The sequence below is a fragment of the Novimethylophilus kurashikiensis genome, from assembly GCF_003112435.1.
GTDB classification, from domain to species: Bacteria; Pseudomonadota; Gammaproteobacteria; order Burkholderiales; family Methylophilaceae; genus Novimethylophilus; species Novimethylophilus kurashikiensis.
The window spans coordinates 598,130-615,144 of the sequence record NZ_BDOQ01000003.1 but is presented as its reverse complement, the minus strand read 5'-3'; the positions used below and the strand labels follow the sequence as shown (position 1 = coordinate 615,144).

At 58.0% G+C, this 17,015-nt stretch carries 11 protein-coding genes; 3 read left to right on the top strand and 8 right to left on the bottom strand.

Annotated features, from left to right (window positions below; all coding sequences use genetic code 11):
- Entirely contained in the window at positions 1 to 1,830 is a 1,830-nt protein-coding gene (gene glmS, locus NMK_RS06440) for a glutamine--fructose-6-phosphate transaminase (isomerizing) (protein WP_109014918.1), read from the top strand.
- A gap of 9 nt (positions 1,831 to 1,839) precedes the next feature.
- The gene (locus NMK_RS06435) at positions 1,840 to 2,613 is read left to right on the top strand and encodes a ParA family protein (protein ID WP_109014917.1); all 774 of its coding nucleotides are present in this window, start codon (positions 1,840 to 1,842) and stop codon (positions 2,611 to 2,613) included.
- Here NMK_RS06435 and NMK_RS06430 read toward each other — a convergent pair whose 3' ends face one another.
- From NMK_RS06430 to argS, 4 genes are read right to left on the bottom strand one after another with little or no spacing between them, the layout of a single operon-like run.
- Positions 2,614 to 3,417, bottom strand: coding sequence for an SDR family oxidoreductase (locus tag NMK_RS06430; protein ID WP_109015092.1), 804 nt, complete (start codon positions 3,415 to 3,417; stop codon positions 2,614 to 2,616).
- Positions 3,417 to 4,049, bottom strand: a complete 633-nt coding sequence (locus NMK_RS06425; protein ID WP_109014916.1) for a thiol:disulfide interchange protein DsbA/DsbL — start codon at positions 4,047 to 4,049, stop codon at positions 3,417 to 3,419. The genes NMK_RS06430 and NMK_RS06425 overlap by 1 nt, the downstream gene beginning before the upstream one ends.
- A 17-nt stretch (positions 4,050 to 4,066) precedes the next feature.
- A complete protein-coding gene (locus NMK_RS06420) occupies positions 4,067 to 4,693 on the bottom strand; it encodes an SPOR domain-containing protein (protein ID WP_109014915.1) in 627 nt (208 codons plus the stop codon).
- Complete coding sequence (gene argS / locus NMK_RS06415; RefSeq protein ID WP_109014914.1) at positions 4,694 to 6,352, bottom strand: arginine--tRNA ligase; 1,659 nt, start codon at positions 6,350 to 6,352, stop codon at positions 4,694 to 4,696. It lies immediately after the preceding gene.
- Positions 6,353 to 6,445: 93 nt separating this feature from the next.
- Here argS and NMK_RS06410 point away from each other — a divergent pair, with 93 nt between their 5' ends.
- Positions 6,446 to 8,635, top strand: coding sequence for a primosomal protein N' (locus tag NMK_RS06410; protein WP_109014913.1), 2,190 nt, complete (start codon positions 6,446 to 6,448; stop codon positions 8,633 to 8,635).
- On the opposite strand, the gene NMK_RS06405 is transcribed toward NMK_RS06410, so the two are convergent.
- From NMK_RS06405 to gltB, 4 genes are all read right to left on the bottom strand, one after another.
- Positions 8,632 to 9,495: a zinc ribbon domain-containing protein gene (locus tag NMK_RS06405; RefSeq protein WP_109014912.1), complete on the bottom strand. Its 864-nt coding sequence runs from the start codon at positions 9,493 to 9,495 to the stop codon at positions 8,632 to 8,634. The genes NMK_RS06410 and NMK_RS06405 overlap by 4 nt on opposite strands.
- A 23-nt stretch (positions 9,496 to 9,518) precedes the next feature.
- A complete protein-coding gene (hemE, locus tag NMK_RS06400) occupies positions 9,519 to 10,586 on the bottom strand; it encodes a uroporphyrinogen decarboxylase (RefSeq protein WP_109014911.1) in 1,068 nt (355 codons plus the stop codon).
- 89 nt (positions 10,587 to 10,675) lie between these two features.
- Positions 10,676 to 12,139, bottom strand: coding sequence for a glutamate synthase subunit beta (locus NMK_RS06395; protein WP_109014910.1), 1,464 nt, complete (start codon positions 12,137 to 12,139; stop codon positions 10,676 to 10,678).
- Positions 12,140 to 12,141: 2 nt separating this feature from the next.
- On the bottom strand, positions 12,142 to 16,749 hold the full coding sequence (gene gltB / locus NMK_RS06390) for a glutamate synthase large subunit (protein WP_227871391.1): 4,608 nt from the start codon (positions 16,747 to 16,749) through the stop codon (positions 12,142 to 12,144).
- Between the last annotated feature and the right edge of the window lie 266 nt (positions 16,750 to 17,015).

Sequence of the window (17,015 nt, the reverse complement as noted above, 5' to 3'; positions counted from 1 at the left end):
ATGTGTGGAATTGTCGGGGCGATCGCAAGCGGCGATATCGTTCACACCCTGGTAGATGGCCTTAAAAGGCTCGAATACCGTGGGTACGATTCGGCTGGGGTAGCGGTTCTGGATCAAGGTGAGATCAAACGTGTGCGCCGCATCGGCCGTGTAGCTGAGATGGAGCGTGCTGTTAAAGAGACCGGGCTGGAAGGGGCTGTTGGCATTGGCCATACTCGCTGGGCAACCCACGGTGGTGTAACAGAGCCGAATGCTCATCCGCATATATCAGGCGAACTTGTTGCGGTGGTGCACAACGGAATCATCGAGAATCACGATGAAGAGCGAGATTGGTTGAAGTCCTTGGGCTATGTTTTTGAATCCCAGACCGATACAGAGGTCATCGCACATCTGGTGCACCATTATTACAAGCAAACAGGCGATTTATTCGATGCGGTACGGCAAGCGATCAAGCGCTTGAAGGGGGCTTATGCCATCGCCGTAATCGCTGCAGATAAGCCCGATCAAATGATTTGTGCGCGCATGGGGTGTCCACTGCTGGTTGGCCTCGGCGAACATGCCAATTACGTGGCTTCGGATGTCTCTGCACTGCTTGCTGCAACCCGTCGGGTGATATTCCTCGACGAAGGCGATGTTGTCGAGTTAAGTCGCGAAGCGGTGAAGGTCATCGATAAGAATGGCAATGCGGCCGACCGCGCCGTACATGTCTCCGACGTCAGCCTCACATCGTTGGAACTTGGGCATTTCAGCCATTTCATGCAGAAGGAAATTCATGAACAGCCTAAGGCACTATCGGACACTATCGACCAGGTAATCGAAGGTGGATTGGACCCCAGCCTGTTCGGGGAAAATGCCTTGCAGTTGCTGCAAGACATTGAAGGAGTGCAGATCCTCGCTTGCGGCACTAGTTACTATGCCGGGATGGTGGGCAAGTACTGGCTGGAATCAATCGCCGGGATTCCAACCAATGTCGAAATCGCCAGCGAATACCGCTACCGCGACGTTGCGGCCAATACCAATTATCTCATTCTCACGCTTTCGCAGTCCGGGGAAACGCTGGATACGATGGAAGCGCTGAAATATGCGATCTCCTTGGGCCACGAAGCGACATTATCGATCTGTAATGTTCGGGAGAGCGCCCTCCCTCGTGCTAGCCGCATGGTGTTCTACACTCGTGCTGGCGCAGAAATTGGCGTGGCGTCGACCAAGGCGTTTACTACTCAGTTGGTTGCGCTGTTCACCCTCTGTCTGACGTTAGCGAAATTACGTGGCAGGCTTGATGCGAAGCAGGAAAGCGAGTACCTCGATGCACTGCGCCACTTACCGGGCAGCGTTCAGCACGCGCTCAATCTTGAACCCCAAATTAAGGCATGGGCCGAACGGTTCGCTGATAAATCGCATGCCTTGTTCCTGGGACGCGGTCTGCACTATCCCATCGCCCTTGAGGGTGCGCTCAAGCTCAAGGAGATTTCGTACATTCATGCCGAAGCCTACCCAGCCGGAGAATTAAAGCACGGACCTTTAGCGTTGGTCGATGCAGAAATGCCGGTCGTGGTCATTGCGCCTAACGACAGCTTGCTGGAAAAGGTGAAATCCAACATGCAGGAAGTTCGGGCGCGAGGCGGTGAGTTGTTCGTATTTGCCGACCTTGATAGCCATTTCGGTGAGCAAGAAGGCGTGCATGTAATCCGGACGCCGCGTCATGCGGGTGTACTATCACCGGTTGTGCATGCGATACCGGTACAGTTGCTGGCCTACCACACAGCCTTAATGCGAGGTACGGATGTGGATAAGCCACGCAATCTTGCCAAGTCAGTTACCGTGGAATAAGGATAAAAAATGTCGGTTGTGGCGGTGTTCAATCAAAAGGGCGGCGTGGGGAAAACCACCACGAGTTTGAACTTGATGGCAGCGCTGGCACAGCGAGGCCGATATCCGCTTGGTATCGATCTAGACCCACAATCTCACCTGACGCTGGCATGCGGCATCAAATCCATCCCCAGTTCGGAAACCGTATACGCCTTCTATGCCGAAAACAAGCCGCTTTCGCAGATCATGCGAGAACTGCCAAGCGGGGCGCATATCATCCCGGCACACATGGAGTTGTTCAAGATTGATTCGCTCTATGGTCGTAATCCCAATATCACGAGCCAGCTAAAACGCGGCCTAACGCAGGAATTACTGCCGGACGAGATGATCCCGGTGCTCATCGACTGCTCGCCGATGCTTGGAGTGCTTTCCCTCAATGCAGTATTTGCATCCCAACGGTTGCTGATTCCGGTATCAGCAGATTATCTTTCCATGCAGGGCGTTAACCGGTTGGATGCTGCCTTGCGTGTACTCGAAAAGCCCCTGGGCAAGCGCATCGATCGGCGTATCGTGGTGACGCGTTTCGACTCTCGCCGCAAGCTCTCATACGATATCTACGACAAGCTGCGGGAGCACTACGGTAAGGATTTGTGCGAAACCCGCATTGCTGAGACGGTTGGACTTGCCGAAAGCCCGGCACACGGGAGAGACGTCTTTACCTTTGCCCCTCACAGCCAGGGTGCCAAGGATTACAACGCGCTTGCAGAGGAGCTGCTGGATAGTGGGTTCTTTAACCCGAACTAGTTAAAGCGGTTTATCCTCCAGCCGTGGTTTGCGAGGCGCACGTCGTGTAAGCCAATCCCACAGCGGTGCCGGTAAAACCCGCATGAGTCGGCCAAGGGCAGCCATCTGCCAAGGTAGGATCGCATAGCGGCGCTTCTTTTCAATGATTGCCATCATCTTCCCCGCGGCTGCATCCACTTCCATCATGAAAGGCATGCGGTAGTGGTTCACATCGGTCATCGGAGTTCGAATATAGCCGGGGGAGATGGTAGTAACGCTCACACCGCTGCCTGAGAGCTCCGAACGCAAACTTTCCAGATAGGTGATGGCTGCTGCCTTAGATGCAGAGTAAGCGCTAGCCCCAGGAAGGCCTCGGATGCCTGCAACACTGGCAATCCCAACCAGCCTCCCTTCACCCTTCTGCCGCATGAGGGATACAAACGGTAAAAAGGTGTGCACCATTCCCAGGACGTTGATATCCATTATCGCGCGAAAAGCCGAAGCATCTTCGGGACGTTCGGTTAGCGTGCCGCGGGATACGCCGGCATTGGCGATAACGATATCCGGCAGACCAAATTGATCGATAAAATTGGACGCAGCTTGCTGCATTGCGATGGGATCGCGCACATCTACCAGGTAAACGGCACAGGGAACATCCAGCGACTCGGCAAGCATCTGCAGACGCTCGGCATTGCGGCCAACTAATCCCAAGTGCGCACCTTCAGCAGCGTATTGTCTAGCCAGCGCAGCCCCGATCCCGCTGGAGGCACCAGTAATAAAAACCCGCCGAGCGGCGGGTTCTGTGCGGGATGAAGCTGTTGGAATCAACGCTTCTGGGCCTTTTCCTGGCGTACCTTTTCAATCAGGTAGTCTGCAACCTTCAAGGCTTGCTCGTTACCGCCGGCCAAAGTGCTGGAGGTGTAGTAGCGTCCATCGATAATTAATGTCGGAACGCCGGTCGCGCCGGAGGCGCGGAACACTTGTGCAGCCTTCATAAGCTTGGTGTTGACCGAGAAGGAATTGAAGGTTTCTTCGACTTTCTTGCGGTCGAGGCCGCTCTGCTTGGTGATCCAGTCAACCGTTGCCGCTTCATCGTTGGGCAGGAAGAGATGCTGCTTATGAAGTGCATCGAACAGCGGCTGATGCAGCTTCTCAGTCAGCCCCAAGGCTTCGAGTGTATAGAAGGCTTTGGCCATGGGGGCCCAATCAGGACGCGGCAAACCGGGAATGCGCTTGAAAGCGACATCCTTGGGCAGCTTCTTGACCCAGGCATTGAGCGTGGGCTCAAGCTGGAAGCAGTGCGGGCAGCCGTACCAGAACAATTCCGTGACTTCGATCTTGCTCGGATTATCCGTAGGAATTACGGCCTGGGTTTGCATATAGTCGAAACCAGGCTGCGGCTCGGCGGCAGCAAGCGAGGCGAACAGCATGAGAACAGCAGCGACAAACGATTTCATGTGGATTCCTTCTATCTCTATTGGTCTGGAACGTTGTTGCGAATCTTGATCAGATCTGCATTGAAGCCATTACGGGCCAACTCGGCGCGCGCCTTGTTGATCTCGTCAAGGTTTGATAACGGGCCGACGCGTACGCGATGCAAAATACCTTTATCGGGAATATTGGCAGTCTGTACCACAGCTTCCAAGCCGATCAACGCCAGCTTGGCTTTGGCATTGTCCGCTTCCTGCTCGGTCTGAAACGCGCCGACTTGCAGGAAGTAGCTTTCAGTGGCGGGCTTCTCGCTCGGCTGAGACTTTTGCTCGCTTTGCTTGATTTCCTGCTCTGAAACGGGAGACTCATTGCCAGTCAGGATGCCGTAGAAGGTGAAACGGTCTTCCTTCTTGGCATCCGGCTGGGCTTCAGCCTTATCAGCTGGAGCATTCTTATCTGCTTTTTCGGCTGGTTTTTCTGCAATCGAAGGCTGCTCAGCTGCTGGTTGAACGCGCTCATGGAATGCGCTTCCACCTTGCTTCACGAAAACAGCTACGCCGACGGAAGCCCCGATTCCGAGTAAGAGTCCGACCAGCAATCCGGAGAGAAACGGGCTACCCTTACTGCCGCTTGATTTGGACTTGGGAGCCGGTTTGTAGTCTTTACTCATTTACATTTTCTCCGGGGCGGTAACGCCAAGCAGGTCTAGGCCCGACTGCAGCACCTGGCGCGTGGCTAAGACTAGGGAAAGGCGCGCCAGTTTCACAGCCTCGTCATTTACCAGGAATTGGTGGGCGTTGTAATAGCTGTGTAGATCGCCAGCGAGGTCTTTTAGGTAATAAGCGGCGATATGGGGCGAGAGTTCGCGGGCCGCGTTATCGACGACGTCGGGATACTCTGCCAAGCGTTGCAACAGCGCCGTTTCATGGGGCTCCTTCAGTACCGACAAATCGACATCGATCAGGCTGGCTTCATTGCCGCCCCACTGCTCCAGAACACTGCAAATCCGGGCATGCGCGTACTGGATGTAGTACACCGGATTGTCATTGGTCTGGGCGCGGGCGAGGTCGATATCGAACACCAACTGCGAATCGGCACGACGCGCAGCGAGGAAGTAGCGGGTGGCATCGCAGCCGACTTCGTCGATGAGGTCGCGCAAGGTGACGTAGCTGCCGGCCCGCTTGGAGATCTTAACCTCTTCACCGCCGCGCATCACGGTCACCATCTGGTGCAGCACATAGTCCGGCCAGCCTTGCGGAATACCAACGTCCAAGGCTTGAAGCCCGGCCCGCACGCGGGTAATCGTGCTGTGGTGGTCAGCGCCCTGTTCGTTGATGACGCGCTCGAAGCCGCGTTGCCATTTGTCCTTGTGATAGGCAACATCCGGTACGAAGTAGGTATAGCCGCCTTCGCGCTTTCGCATCACACGGTCTTTGTCATCGCCGAAGCTGGTAGTGCGCAGCCACAACGCGTCGTCCTGCTCATAGGTATGGCCGCTGGCGATTAAGTTCCTGACGGTTTCCTCGACCTTGCCTTCGGTATAAAGCGCGGATTCCAGCGAGAACACGTCGAAGCTGACCTGGAAAGCCTTGAGATCCAGATCCTGCTCCCGGCGTAGATAAGCCACCGCAAAATGGCGAATCGCCTCCATATCGTTTGGATCGCCCTTGCCGACGATGTGTTGGTCTTCAGCATCGATGGTCAGACGTGCCATATAGGCATTGGCGACATCGATGATGTAATCGCCGCGGTAACCGTCTTCTGGCCAGGCAGGATTATCCGGGCCAATGCCTTTGCAGCGCAGTTGAACGGACAATGTCAGGTTATCGATCTGTTGGCCGGCGTCGTTGTAATAGAACTCGCGGGTTACGTCCCAGCCCGTGGCATCCAGAAGCCGGCACAAGCAGTCGCCGACTGCTGCACCCCGCCCATGGCCGACATGCAGCGGGCCAGTCGGGTTGGCGGAAACGAATTCGACCATGACCTTGCGGCCTTCGCCCGTGGTATTTCTACCGAACGCAGCACCTTGCGCATGAATCTGGCCGACCACGGCCGTCTTGGCGGCAGGCGACATGAAGAAATTGATGAAGCCGGCGCCGGCGATTTCTGCTTTTTCGAGATACGGTGAACCAGGCAGTGCCTTGAGCAATGCTTCGGCGATGGCGCGTGGATTCTGGCGCAACGGCTTGGCCAGCGACATCGCCAGGTTGGTGGCGAAATCCCCGTGCTGAGCAGTCTTGGGGCGCTCAATCAGGATGGAGAAATCTTGCAGGTCGGGGGCAACGGCCTTTGCCGCTTGCGCCAGCAATTCGGTAAGATGCGCTTTCAAAGTATTCTTTTATATAAAAAGCAGTATTTTAACGTTTTCCATTAACGGCTGCATTGCAATAACGCGTCGGCCACACCTTCTGATGACATCCCGATGAGCATTTTGCGCGTCGCCCTGGACGTGCCGCTGGACACGCTGTTCGACTATCTCGATGCCGGCCATCAGGCAGAGGTCGGTATGCGCGTTCTCGTCCCTTTTGGCAGGCGGCAAATGGTCGGCGTCGTGCTTGAGATCGTGGAGCAATCGCAGCTTGATAACGACGCACTCAAACCAGTGCTCGAAGTTTATGGCGGTGAGCCCACGCTTTCATCAGAAATACTACGGCTACTTAATTTTTGTGCGGACTACTACCATTATCCGCTGGGGCAGATCGTTATGTCCGTGCTGCCGGGAAGATTGCGGGAGGCCCGCCTTGCCCTGCTGGAAAAAATTCTGGGATATCGCCTGAGCGAGCTTGCTCGGCAGGCCAGTTTGGAAGTATTGCCCAAGCGGGCCTTGATTCAACGCCGACTATGGCTGGCGTTAGAGAAACAAGGATCGTTGACGGCTGAAAACCTCGGGGAAACCAGCGACAACTGGCACACTGCAATCAAAGCCATGCAAGCCGCAGGATGGGTGGAATGCGTTGAACTAAAACACGTCATCCCATCAGCGCCGTCAGCGATTGCGAGGCCGGCACTAAACGAGGATCAGGCCGCAGCAGTAGAAGCGGTTACCCGGCAATTAACGGGATTCAAGGCTTGGTTGCTGCACGGCATCACTGGCAGCGGCAAAACCGAGGTCTACATGCGCTTGTTGGAAAGCGCATTGGCCGCGCCTGAAGCCCAGGTGCTGGTCTTGGTGCCCGAGATCAATCTCACCCCCCAGTTGCAAGCGCGCTTCAAGGCTCGGTTTCCGCACGAACCCATGGTCGCCCTTCACAGCCAGATGAGCGACGGCGAGCGGCTGCGCAATTGGCGGCAAGCTGAATCCGGTTTGGCTCGCATCGTCATCGGAACGCGGCTTTCCGTTTTCACGCCCATCCCCAACCTCAAGCTTGTGGTTGTGGACGAAGAGCACGACGGTTCCTACAAGCAACAGGACGGTATGCGCTACTCGGCGCGGGATGTGGCCGTGGTGCGGGCCAAACAGGCCGGCATTCCTATCGTCCTTGGATCAGCCACGCCTTCGCTGGAAACCTGGCACAACTCCCAAGCCGGTCGTTATGCCTTGCTGACGCTTGGCCAGCGCGCCGTAGCGCAGTCGCAACTCCCGGACATCATCACCCTGGATGCCCGCACTCCCCAGCTTAAGGACGGGCTGACGCCGGCGTTGATCAATGCCCTGCATGATCGCCTGGCGAAGGGAGAGCAAAGCTTGCTGTTCATTAATCGGCGAGGATATTCGCCGGTGCTGCTTTGTTCAGCCTGTGCTTGGGTCGCGCCATGCGAACGGTGTAGCAGCCGCTTGGTAGTGCACTTGCGCCAACGACGTCTCAAGTGCCATCACTGCGGGCATGAAGAGCGTATCCATGTTCAATGCCCCAACTGCGGCAATCCCGATCTTCATCCCACAGGTCATGGAACACAGCGGCTCGAGGCCACCCTTGCGGAGCTTTTTCCCGAAGCCAGGGTGCTGCGTGTGGATCGGGACAGCACGCGCCGCAAAGGCGCGCTGGAAGACATGATGGCCGAGGTGCATGGCCGGCGGGTCGATATCCTGGTCGGAACGCAGATGCTGGCGAAGGGGCACGATTTTCCCAATCTCACCCTTGTTGGCATCATCGATACCGACAGCGCCTTGTTCAGCCCGGATTTTCGTGCGGCTGAGCGCTTGTTCGCCCAACTCATGCAGGTGGCAGGGCGCGCAGGGCGTGCAGAAAAACCAGGGGAAGTCCTGATCCAGACGGCGTTTCCGGACCATGTGTTGTTTGAAGCACTCAAACGCCACGATTATGCGGCCTTTGCCACAACGCTGTTGCAAGAGCGCAAGACGGCCATGTTCCCGCCCTATTGCTTTCAAGCGCTGTTGCGGGCCGAGGCGCAGAAGTTTGAACCGGTACGGGATTTCATCGCTGAAGCTGCCAATATTGCCTATGGTTTGGACGGCGCCGTGATGGTTTACGATCCAGTGCGTCCGACTATGGCGCGGCTCAACGGTATGGAACGCGCGCAGCTCCTGGTACAAGCCGAGCATCGTCAAGCATTGCAGGCATTCCTGAAGCAGTGGATGGGGATGCTGCGGAGCTTGCCGCTGGCTGCCAAGGTGCGTTGGAGCCTGGACGTCGATCCGCTGGAAATCTAGTGACCGGGAATCAAGCCGGTCTTGGGTTTGGGCGTGACGTAACGCGTGTTGATCGAACCATCCGGCTCAAGCAGCTTGTGCTCATGCTGCCATAACTGTTCCGCTCGATCGCGCATCTCGGCGCTTGAATAATTACGTTCCTCAAGCACGATGCCGAACGGCCCTTTGAATTTGGCGTGATAAGCGGTGGCTGTTGTCCCAGGCTGAGTCTTCCTGGATTTGGCTGGCAGAGAGGTGACTTTGGCAGAGGACTCCTGTTCAGCAGTTTTGCCGGGCGCAGTATTTACCATAGGACCTGAAATTTCCGGAACGCTGATGCCCAGTGCCTGTTGTAAACCTGCTTTGGCCTGTGCCTCATCGCTGAAACATCCTGCACGTTGCCAGGTTTTTCCACCGTCAGTGCTGTAATGCGCCCAAAACGGCTGGGCTGGAGAGCAGCTAGGATCCTTCACCGAGCCGTTACCTCCGACGCAATAGCGTATTCCCTCCGGGCATGCGGCGATTTCATCCTGGGGTGTCGTTGAAGCGGTTTTATTTGCTGGAGGAATCGTTACCTTTGCCAATTCGGCGATTTCGCCCGTTTTATGGTGGCGATAAAGTGCCACGGTGAGTGCGAACGCGCCGGCAAGCAGCAGCGATAAGCCGATGACGAGGCTACGACGCAATGTTTCAGGCTCCGGCTGGGCCGCGTAGAAGTCGCTGAAAGGATTGCTACGGGGTGGACTGTCGGATGATGGGTGTGGGGTGGAGCTTGAGGACGCCTTATGTTGCGAGGCCGTCTCGGCGACAAGCGGAGTCCCGCATTGCGAGCAAAATCTTGCACTGTCCTCGCTGTCGGTTCCGCATGTCGCGCAATGCATCCTGTCTCCTGTGATAGTCCGCCTTATACGCCGTGGTACGGGCGGCTTAGTTCATGAACGGCTTCGATCAATGCCGCGGCATTTTCGGGTGGCGTGAATTGCGTAATGCCGTGGCCGAGGTTGAACACGTGCCCGCTGCCCTTGCCGTAGCTGGCGAGAATAGCTGCTGTCTCGCGCTGGATTGCCGCAGGGTTGGACAACAGCACGGCCGGATCCAGGTTGCCTTGCAATGCAACCTTGTGACCCACGCGAGCACGCGCCTCGCCGATATCGATGGTCCAATCAAGGCCCAGCGCATCGGCGCCGATGTCGGCCATGGCTTCAAGCCAGAGCCCGCCACCCTTGGTGAAGACGATGCAGGGAACGCGGCGCCCCTCGTTCTCCTTCTTCAAGTTGGCGACGATCTTCTGAATGTAGGCCAGCGAGAACTCGCGATAGGCTGCATGCGAAAGCGCACCACCCCATGAGTCGAAAATCATCACAGCCTGTGCACCGGCTTCGATCTGGGCATTCAAATAAGTCGTTACCGATTGTGCCGTCACATCCAGGATGTGATGCAGCAAATCGGGACGCTCATAGGCCATCTTCTTGATGACCAGGAAGTCGGTCCCGCCCTGCCCTTCCACCATGTAGGTCGCGAGTGTCCAAGGGCTGCCGGAAAAACCGATCAACGGTACTGAGCCGTCCAGCGCGTGGCGAATCTGCTTCACCGCGTCGATCACGTAGCGCAAGTGATCGTACGGGTCAGGGATCGTCAAGTCGCGGATTTCCCATTCCTCGCGCAGCGGACGTTCGAATTTTGGACCTTCGCCCTGGGCAAAGTACAGACCCAAGCCCATCGCATCCGGAATGGTGAGAATGTCCGAGAACAGGATGGCGGCGTCAAGCGGGAAGCGCGCCAATGGCTGCAGGGTGACTTCCGTGGCGAGATCCGGGCTCTTGCACAGGTTGAGGAAATTGCCGGCCCGCTTGCGGGTTTCGTTGTATTCGGGAAGGTAGCGGCCTGCCTGGCGCATCATCCAGACCGGCGTGTATTCGGTGGGTTCGCGCAGGAGGGCGCGCAGAAAGGTATCGTTCTTGAGATGCGTCATGAAATCGGCCGCTTATAAATGACGATGAGCGCAGATGAAACCGAATACTGCCAGCGGTTTTCTGCGCTCATTCAGGTTTTTAAAATTGGTTAGCGAGGTAGCGTGCTGCTGCCCATCAGGAATTCGTCCACGGCGCGAGCGCACTGGCGGCCTTCGCGAATTGCCCAGACCACCAGGGATTGGCCGCGGCGAACGTCGCCAGCTGCAAACACCTTGGGGACGGAAGTCGCATAAGCGTTATCGCCCTCGGTCGAGGCCTTGGCGTTGCCGCGAGCGTCCTTGTCCACGCCGAAAGCTTCCAGCATGGAGCCGACCGGATTGGTAAAGCCCATCGCCAGCAGCACTAGATCAGCCTTCATTTCGAATTCCGAACCGGGAATTTCGACCATTTGGCCGTCCTTCCACTCGACGCGAGCGGCGATCAGCTTTTTCACCTGGCCGTTTTCGCCTTCGAAGCGCTTGGTCACGACGGACCAGTCGCGCTCGCAGCCTTCCTCGTGGGAGCTGGAGGTACGTAACTTGATCGGCCAATTGGGCCAGGTCAGCGGACCGTTTTCCTGCTCGGGCGGTTGCGGCATGATTTCGAACTGGGTGATGGACGCAGCACCATGACGGTTGGACGTCCCCACGCAGTCGGAACCGGTATCGCCGCCGCCGATGACGACGACGTGCTTGCCTGTTGCTCGGGTCGGATTGGGCTGGTCGCCCGCCACTTCCTTGTTCTGCGGGATCAGGAATTCCAGCGCATAGTGAATGCCGTTCAGCTCGCGGCCGGGAACCGTCAAATCACGTGGTTGTTCGGCGCCGCCGGTGAGGATCACCGCGTCGAATTCCTTCAGCAGTTCTTCCGGCGAAACGCTTTGCTTGGCGTCGTTAACGATCCCCTTGCTCGGCATTGTCTTGCCGACCCAGACGTTGGTGCGGAACTCCACGCCTTCGGCGCGCATTTGCTCCATGCGGCGGTCGATATGGCTTTTCTCAAACTTGAAGTCGGGAATGCCGTAACGCATCAACCCACCGATGCGATCGTTCTTCTCGAACAGCACAACGGAATGGCCTGCGCGCGCCAATTGCTGCGCAGCAGCGAGGCCGGCCGGGCCGGAGCCTGCAACGGCAACCTTCTTGCCGGTCTTGACTGCGGGAACCTTAGGTACGACCCAACCGTTTTCCCATGCCTTGTCGATGATGGCATGTTCGATCGACTTGATGCCGACGGCATCGGTGTTGATGTTGAGCGTGCATGCGGCTTCGCAAGGTGCCGGACAGATGCGGCCGGTGAACTCGGGGAAGTTGTTGGTGGAATCCAGCACTTCCCACGCGCGTTGCCAATCCTGACGGTAGACCAGGTCATTCCAGTCGGGAATGATGTTGTTGACCGGGCAGCCGTTCATGCAGAAAGGAATGCCGCAGTCCATGCAGCGTGCGCCCTGAACCTTGGCTTCATCGTCGGACAGGTGGACGACGAATTCCTTGTAGTTCTTGACGCGCTCTTCAACCGGGCGGTTGGCCTCGGACAAACGCTGATACTCTAAAAATCCAGTGGGCTTGCCCATTGTTACGCGGCCTCCAGCAGTTTCTGTTCGGCGAGCTCAATGAGGGCTCGCTTGTACTCGTTAGGCATGACCTTGACGAACTTGGCGCGGTACTCGTCCCAGTTTTCCAGGATGGCCTTGGCGCGCGGGCTGCCGGTATAAGCGGCGTGCTTCTCGATCAAGGACTTCAAGGTGATTTCGTCGGGTTGGCCCATGTGGTGCACGGCGTCGGACGGTACGTTGTCGACGTGATGGACTTGTTCCAACGACACCATGCTCATGTTGCAGCGCTTGGCGAACAAGCCGTCTTCGTCCAACACGTAGGCGACGCCGCCCGACATACCGGCGGCGAAGTTGAGACCGGTTTGGCCCAGCACGACCACGGTACCGCCGGTCATGTATTCGCAACCGTGGTTGCCTACCCCTTCGACGACGGCGGAAGCACCGGAGTTACGCACGCAGAAACGTTCGCCTGCGACACCGCTGAAATAGCTTTCGCCGGTGGTGGCGCCGTACATCACGGTGTTGCCCACGATGATGTTGTCGGCAGGTTGACCACGGAAGGCTTGCGGCTTGCGAATGATGATCTTGCCGCCGCACAGGCCCTTGCCCACGTAGTCGTTGCCTTCGCCGACGAGGTCGAAGGTAATGCCATGCGCCAGGAAGGCTGCAAAGCTCTGGCCAGCGGTGCCGGTCAGCTTCACCGTGATGGTGTCGTCAGGCAAGCCGTCGTGACCGTGGCGCTTGGCGACTTCATGCGACAGCATGGTGCCCGCGGTGCGGTTGATGTTGGTGATCGGTGTTTCGATAACCACCTTCTCGCTCTTTTCCAGGGCCGGTTTTGCTGCAGCGATGAGCTTGTTGTCCAAGGCGTGTTGCAGGCCGTGGTCCTGTTCTTCACTGTGGAAGCGGGCCACGCTGGCGTCCATCTTCGGTTGATAGAAGATGTTGCTGAAATCGAGTCCCTGGATCTTCCAGTGGTCGATGCCGGCTTGCATGTCCAGCAGGTCGGCGCGACCGATGAGGTCGTCGAACTTGCGGATACCCATTTGCGCCATCAGTTCGCGTACTTCTTCAGCAACAAAGAAGAAGTAGTTGACCACGTGCTCGGGCTGACCGGTGAACTTCTTGCGCAGCACCGGATCTTGCGTGGCCACGCCCACCGGGCAGGTGTTGAGGTGGCACTTGCGCATCATGATGCAGCCTTCGACAACCAGAGGCGCCGTCGCGAAGCCGAATTCGTCGGCACCGAGCAGCGCACCGACCACGACGTCACGACCGGTCTTCATCTGGCCGTCGACTTGCACGGCAACACGGCCACGCAGGTGGTTCAGCACCAGGGTCTGCTGGGTTTCGGCAAGGCCGAGCTCCCACGGCGTACCGGCATGCTTGATAGAGGACAAGGGCGAAGCGCCGGTGCCGCCGTCATAGCCGGAGATCACGATGTGGTCGGACTTGGCCTTGGCCACGCCTGCTGCCACCGTACCCACGCCTGTCTCGGACACCAGCTTGGTGGAGATCGAGGCGGACGGGTTCGCATTCTTCAGATCGTGAATCAGCTGTGCCAGGTCTTCAATAGAGTAGATGTCGTGGTGCGGCGGGGGCGAAATCAGGCCGACGCCGGGCACGGAGAAGCGTAGCTTGGCGATGTACTCGGACACCTTCCCGCCGGGCAGCTGGCCGCCTTCGCCGGGCTTTGCGCCTTGCGCCATCTTGATCTGGATCTGGTCGGCGGACGACAGGTATTCGGCAGTAACGCCAAAACGGCCCGAGGCGACCTGCTTGATCTTGGAACGCATGGAATCGCCGGCCTTGAGCGGGATATTGGATTCGACGCGGCTCTTGCCGATCATTTCGGCCAGCGTCGTATCCTTGCCCACAGGTTGGAAGCGGACCGGATCTTCGCCGCCTTCGCCGGTGTTGGACTTGCCGCCGATGCGGTTCATGGCGATCGCGAGCGTGGTATGTGCTTCGGTCGAGATCGAGCCCAGCGACATGGCGCCGGTGGCGAAGCGCTTGACGATATCCTTGGCGGATTCCACTTCTTCCAGCGGCACGGGTGCGCCGGCAGGCTTGATCTCGAACAGGCCGCGCAGCGTCATGTGACGGCGACTCTGGTTGTTGATCAGCTTGGCGTATTCCTTGTACGTGTCGTACTTGCCGCTACGGGTAGCATGTTGCAGCTTGGAGATCGATTCCGGCGTCCAGAGGTGGTCTTCGCCGCGCACGCGGAAGGCGTATTCACCGCCGGCGTCCAGCGCATTCGCCAATACCGGGTCGTTGCCAAACGCGGCTTGGTGCTGGCGCAGGGCTTCTTCCGCCACTTCGTCAAGGCCGATGCCTTCGATCTTGCTGGCGGTACCCAGGAAGTACTTGTTGATGAACGCGCTGTTGAGGCCGATGGCTTCGAAAATCTGCGCGCCGCAGTAGGACTGGTAGGTTGAAATGCCCATCTTGGACATGACCTTGTACAAGCCCTTGCCGATCGCCTTGACGAACTTCTTGCCGGCTTCCTTGGCATCCGGCACGTTGAGCGAGGCAATGGTCTCGAACGCGAGCCACGGACATACGGCTTCGGCGCCGTAGCCGCCCAGCAGCGCGAAGTGGTGGACTTCGCGGGCAGAGCCGGTGTCGATCACCAAGCCGGTGTTGGTTCGCAGGCCGCCCTTCACCAGGTGATGGTGCACGGCAGCGGTCGCCAGCAGCGCCGGAATCGCAACGCGATCCTTGCTGACGTTGCGGTCGGACAGGATCAGGATGTTGTAGCCGTCGTGCACGGATTGCTCGGCAGCGGCACACAGGGCTTCAATCGCAGCGCTCATGCCTTCCTTGCCGTTGACGGCCGGATAGGTCATGTCGACCACGAGCGAGCGATAACGGCCGTGGGTGGACGCTTCGATGTTCTTCAGTGCTTCCAGGTCTTCCGGCAGCAGCACGGGTTGGCTGGCTTCCAGGCGCGGCGGCGGGTTGATTTCGTCGATGCCGAGCAGGTTGGGCTTGGGGCCGATGAAGGTGACCAGCGACATGACCAGTTCTTCGCGGATCGGGTCGATCGGCGGATTGGTCACTTGCGCGAACAGCTGCTTGAAATAGGTGTAGAGCACCTTCGGGCGGTTGGAGAGTACCGGCAAGGCGCTGTCGTTCCCCATGGAGCCCGTGGCTTCTTCGCCGTTGGTGGCCATCGGTTGCAGGATGAACTTGAGATCTTCCTGTGTGTAGCCGAAGGATTGCTGTACGTCGAGCAGTTCGGCCTTCAGTTCCGGTTTGGCGTCGGACTTGGGCAGATCGCCCAGGAAGGTGCGGGATTGCTCGATCCACTGGCGGTAAGGCTTGGCCTTGGCCAGTTGATCCTTGACTTCGGTGTCGTCGATGATGCGGCCTTGTTCCATGTCGATCAGGAACATCTTGCCGGGCTGCAGGCGCCACTTCTTGACGATCTTTTCTTCCGGGAAGGTCAGCACGCCCATTTCGGAGGCCATCATGACGTGGTCGTCGTCGGTGACCAGGTAGCGTGCGGGACGCAGGCCGTTACGGTCGAGCGTAGCGCCGATCATGCGGCCGTCGGTGAAGGCCACAGCAGCCGGACCGTCCCACGGTTCCATCAGGGCTGCGTGGTATTCGTAGAAGGCGCGACGATCTTCGTCCATGAGGGGGTTGCTGCCCCAGGCTTCGGGGATCAGCATCATCATGGCGTGCGGCAGGGAATAGCCGCCGGCGACCAGCAGTTCGAGCGCGTTGTCGAAGCAGGCGGAGTCGGACTGGCCGTCGTCGATCAACGGCCACAGCTTGTCGAGGTCTTCGCCCAGCAGCGCCGAGCGCATGGCTTCATGACGCGCAGCCATCCAGTTGACGTTACCGCGCATGGTATTGATTTCGCCGTTATGGGCGATCATGCGGAACGGGTGTGCCAAATCCCAGGCCGGGAATGTATTGGTGGAGAAGCGCTGGTGCACCAGGGCAAGCGCGGAAACGACACTTTCGTCCTGCAAGTCCTGGTAATAGGTGCCGACTTCGTTCGCCAGCAGCATGCCCTTGTATACGATGGTGCGGGAAGACAGCGACGGGACGTAGAACTGGTCGCGGTCGTCCAGCTTGAGCGCACGAACGGCGTGTTCGACGCGCTTGCGGATCACGAACAGCTTGCGTTCGAAGGCGTTCTGGTCGGCGGCGTTGCTGCCGCGGGCGATAAACACCTGGCGCATGACCGGCTCGATGGCGCGGGCGGCGGCGGCGATATCGCTGTTGTCGCGAGGCACGTCGCGCCAGCCCAGGAAGCTCTGCCCTTCTTCATGGATGATGCGGGCAATGGCGGATTCGCAAGCCAGACGGCCGTTTTCGGATTGCGGCAGGAACACCATGCCGCAAGCGTATTCACCGACCGCAGGCAGCGTGATGCTCATCTTAGCGGCTTCCTTGCGCAGGAATGCGTCCGGCAGTTGAAGCAGAATGCCTGCGCCGTCGCCCAGCTTGGGGTCGTACCCGGTGGCGCCGCGGTGCGTCAGGTTGCGCAGGATTTGCAGGCCCTGCTGAACGATCTGATGACTCTTTTGACCCTTGATGTGCGCGATGAAGCCGACGCCGCATGCGTCGTGTTCATTCGACGGGTCGTATAAACCTTGCTGCTCTGGCATTTCCTGCCCCTGTCCAATCCCTCGTCTAACCATTCGACAAAACCGTCAACGCTCGCAAACCGAGGGTGTTCGCGGCGCTTGCGCCTATCCGTAGATAAGCGTTTATGAAATCTGGAGTGAAACTTTACTATCATACCCGCGTTCGGCCCTCCAATTCAACCGTGCCGTTGCTGCGGTTGTTTGATTTCTTTCGTTTTTGACAGAAGAAATGCCGGCTTGTTTTTCCTCTATGAGGATATGAGTTAAATCAGGCACGACTTGTGCAT

Excerpts from the sequence above, each read along its gene's own strand:
- NMK_RS06405 (WP_109014912.1), bottom strand. The coding sequence starts at position 9,495 with ATGCATTGCGCGACATGCGGAACCGACAGCGAGGACAGTGCAAGATTT.
- NMK_RS06425 (WP_109014916.1), bottom strand. The coding sequence starts at position 4,049 with ATGAAATCGTTTGTCGCTGCTGTTCTCATGCTGTTCGCCTCGCTTGCT.
- hemE (WP_109014911.1), bottom strand. The coding sequence starts at position 10,586 with ATGACGCATCTCAAGAACGATACCTTTCTGCGCGCCCTCCTGCGCGAA.
- NMK_RS06410 (WP_109014913.1), top strand. The coding sequence starts at position 6,446 with ATGAGCATTTTGCGCGTCGCCCTGGACGTGCCGCTGGACACGCTGTTC.
- glmS (WP_109014918.1), top strand. The coding sequence starts at position 1 with ATGTGTGGAATTGTCGGGGCGATCGCAAGCGGCGATATCGTTCACACC.
- gltB (WP_227871391.1), bottom strand. The coding sequence starts at position 16,749 with ATGCCAGAGCAGCAAGGTTTATACGACCCGTCGAATGAACACGACGCA.
- NMK_RS06420 (WP_109014915.1), bottom strand. The coding sequence starts at position 4,693 with ATGAGTAAAGACTACAAACCGGCTCCCAAGTCCAAATCAAGCGGCAGT.
- NMK_RS06435 (WP_109014917.1), top strand. The coding sequence starts at position 1,840 with ATGTCGGTTGTGGCGGTGTTCAATCAAAAGGGCGGCGTGGGGAAAACC.
- NMK_RS06395 (WP_109014910.1), bottom strand. The coding sequence starts at position 12,139 with ATGGGCAAGCCCACTGGATTTTTAGAGTATCAGCGTTTGTCCGAGGCC.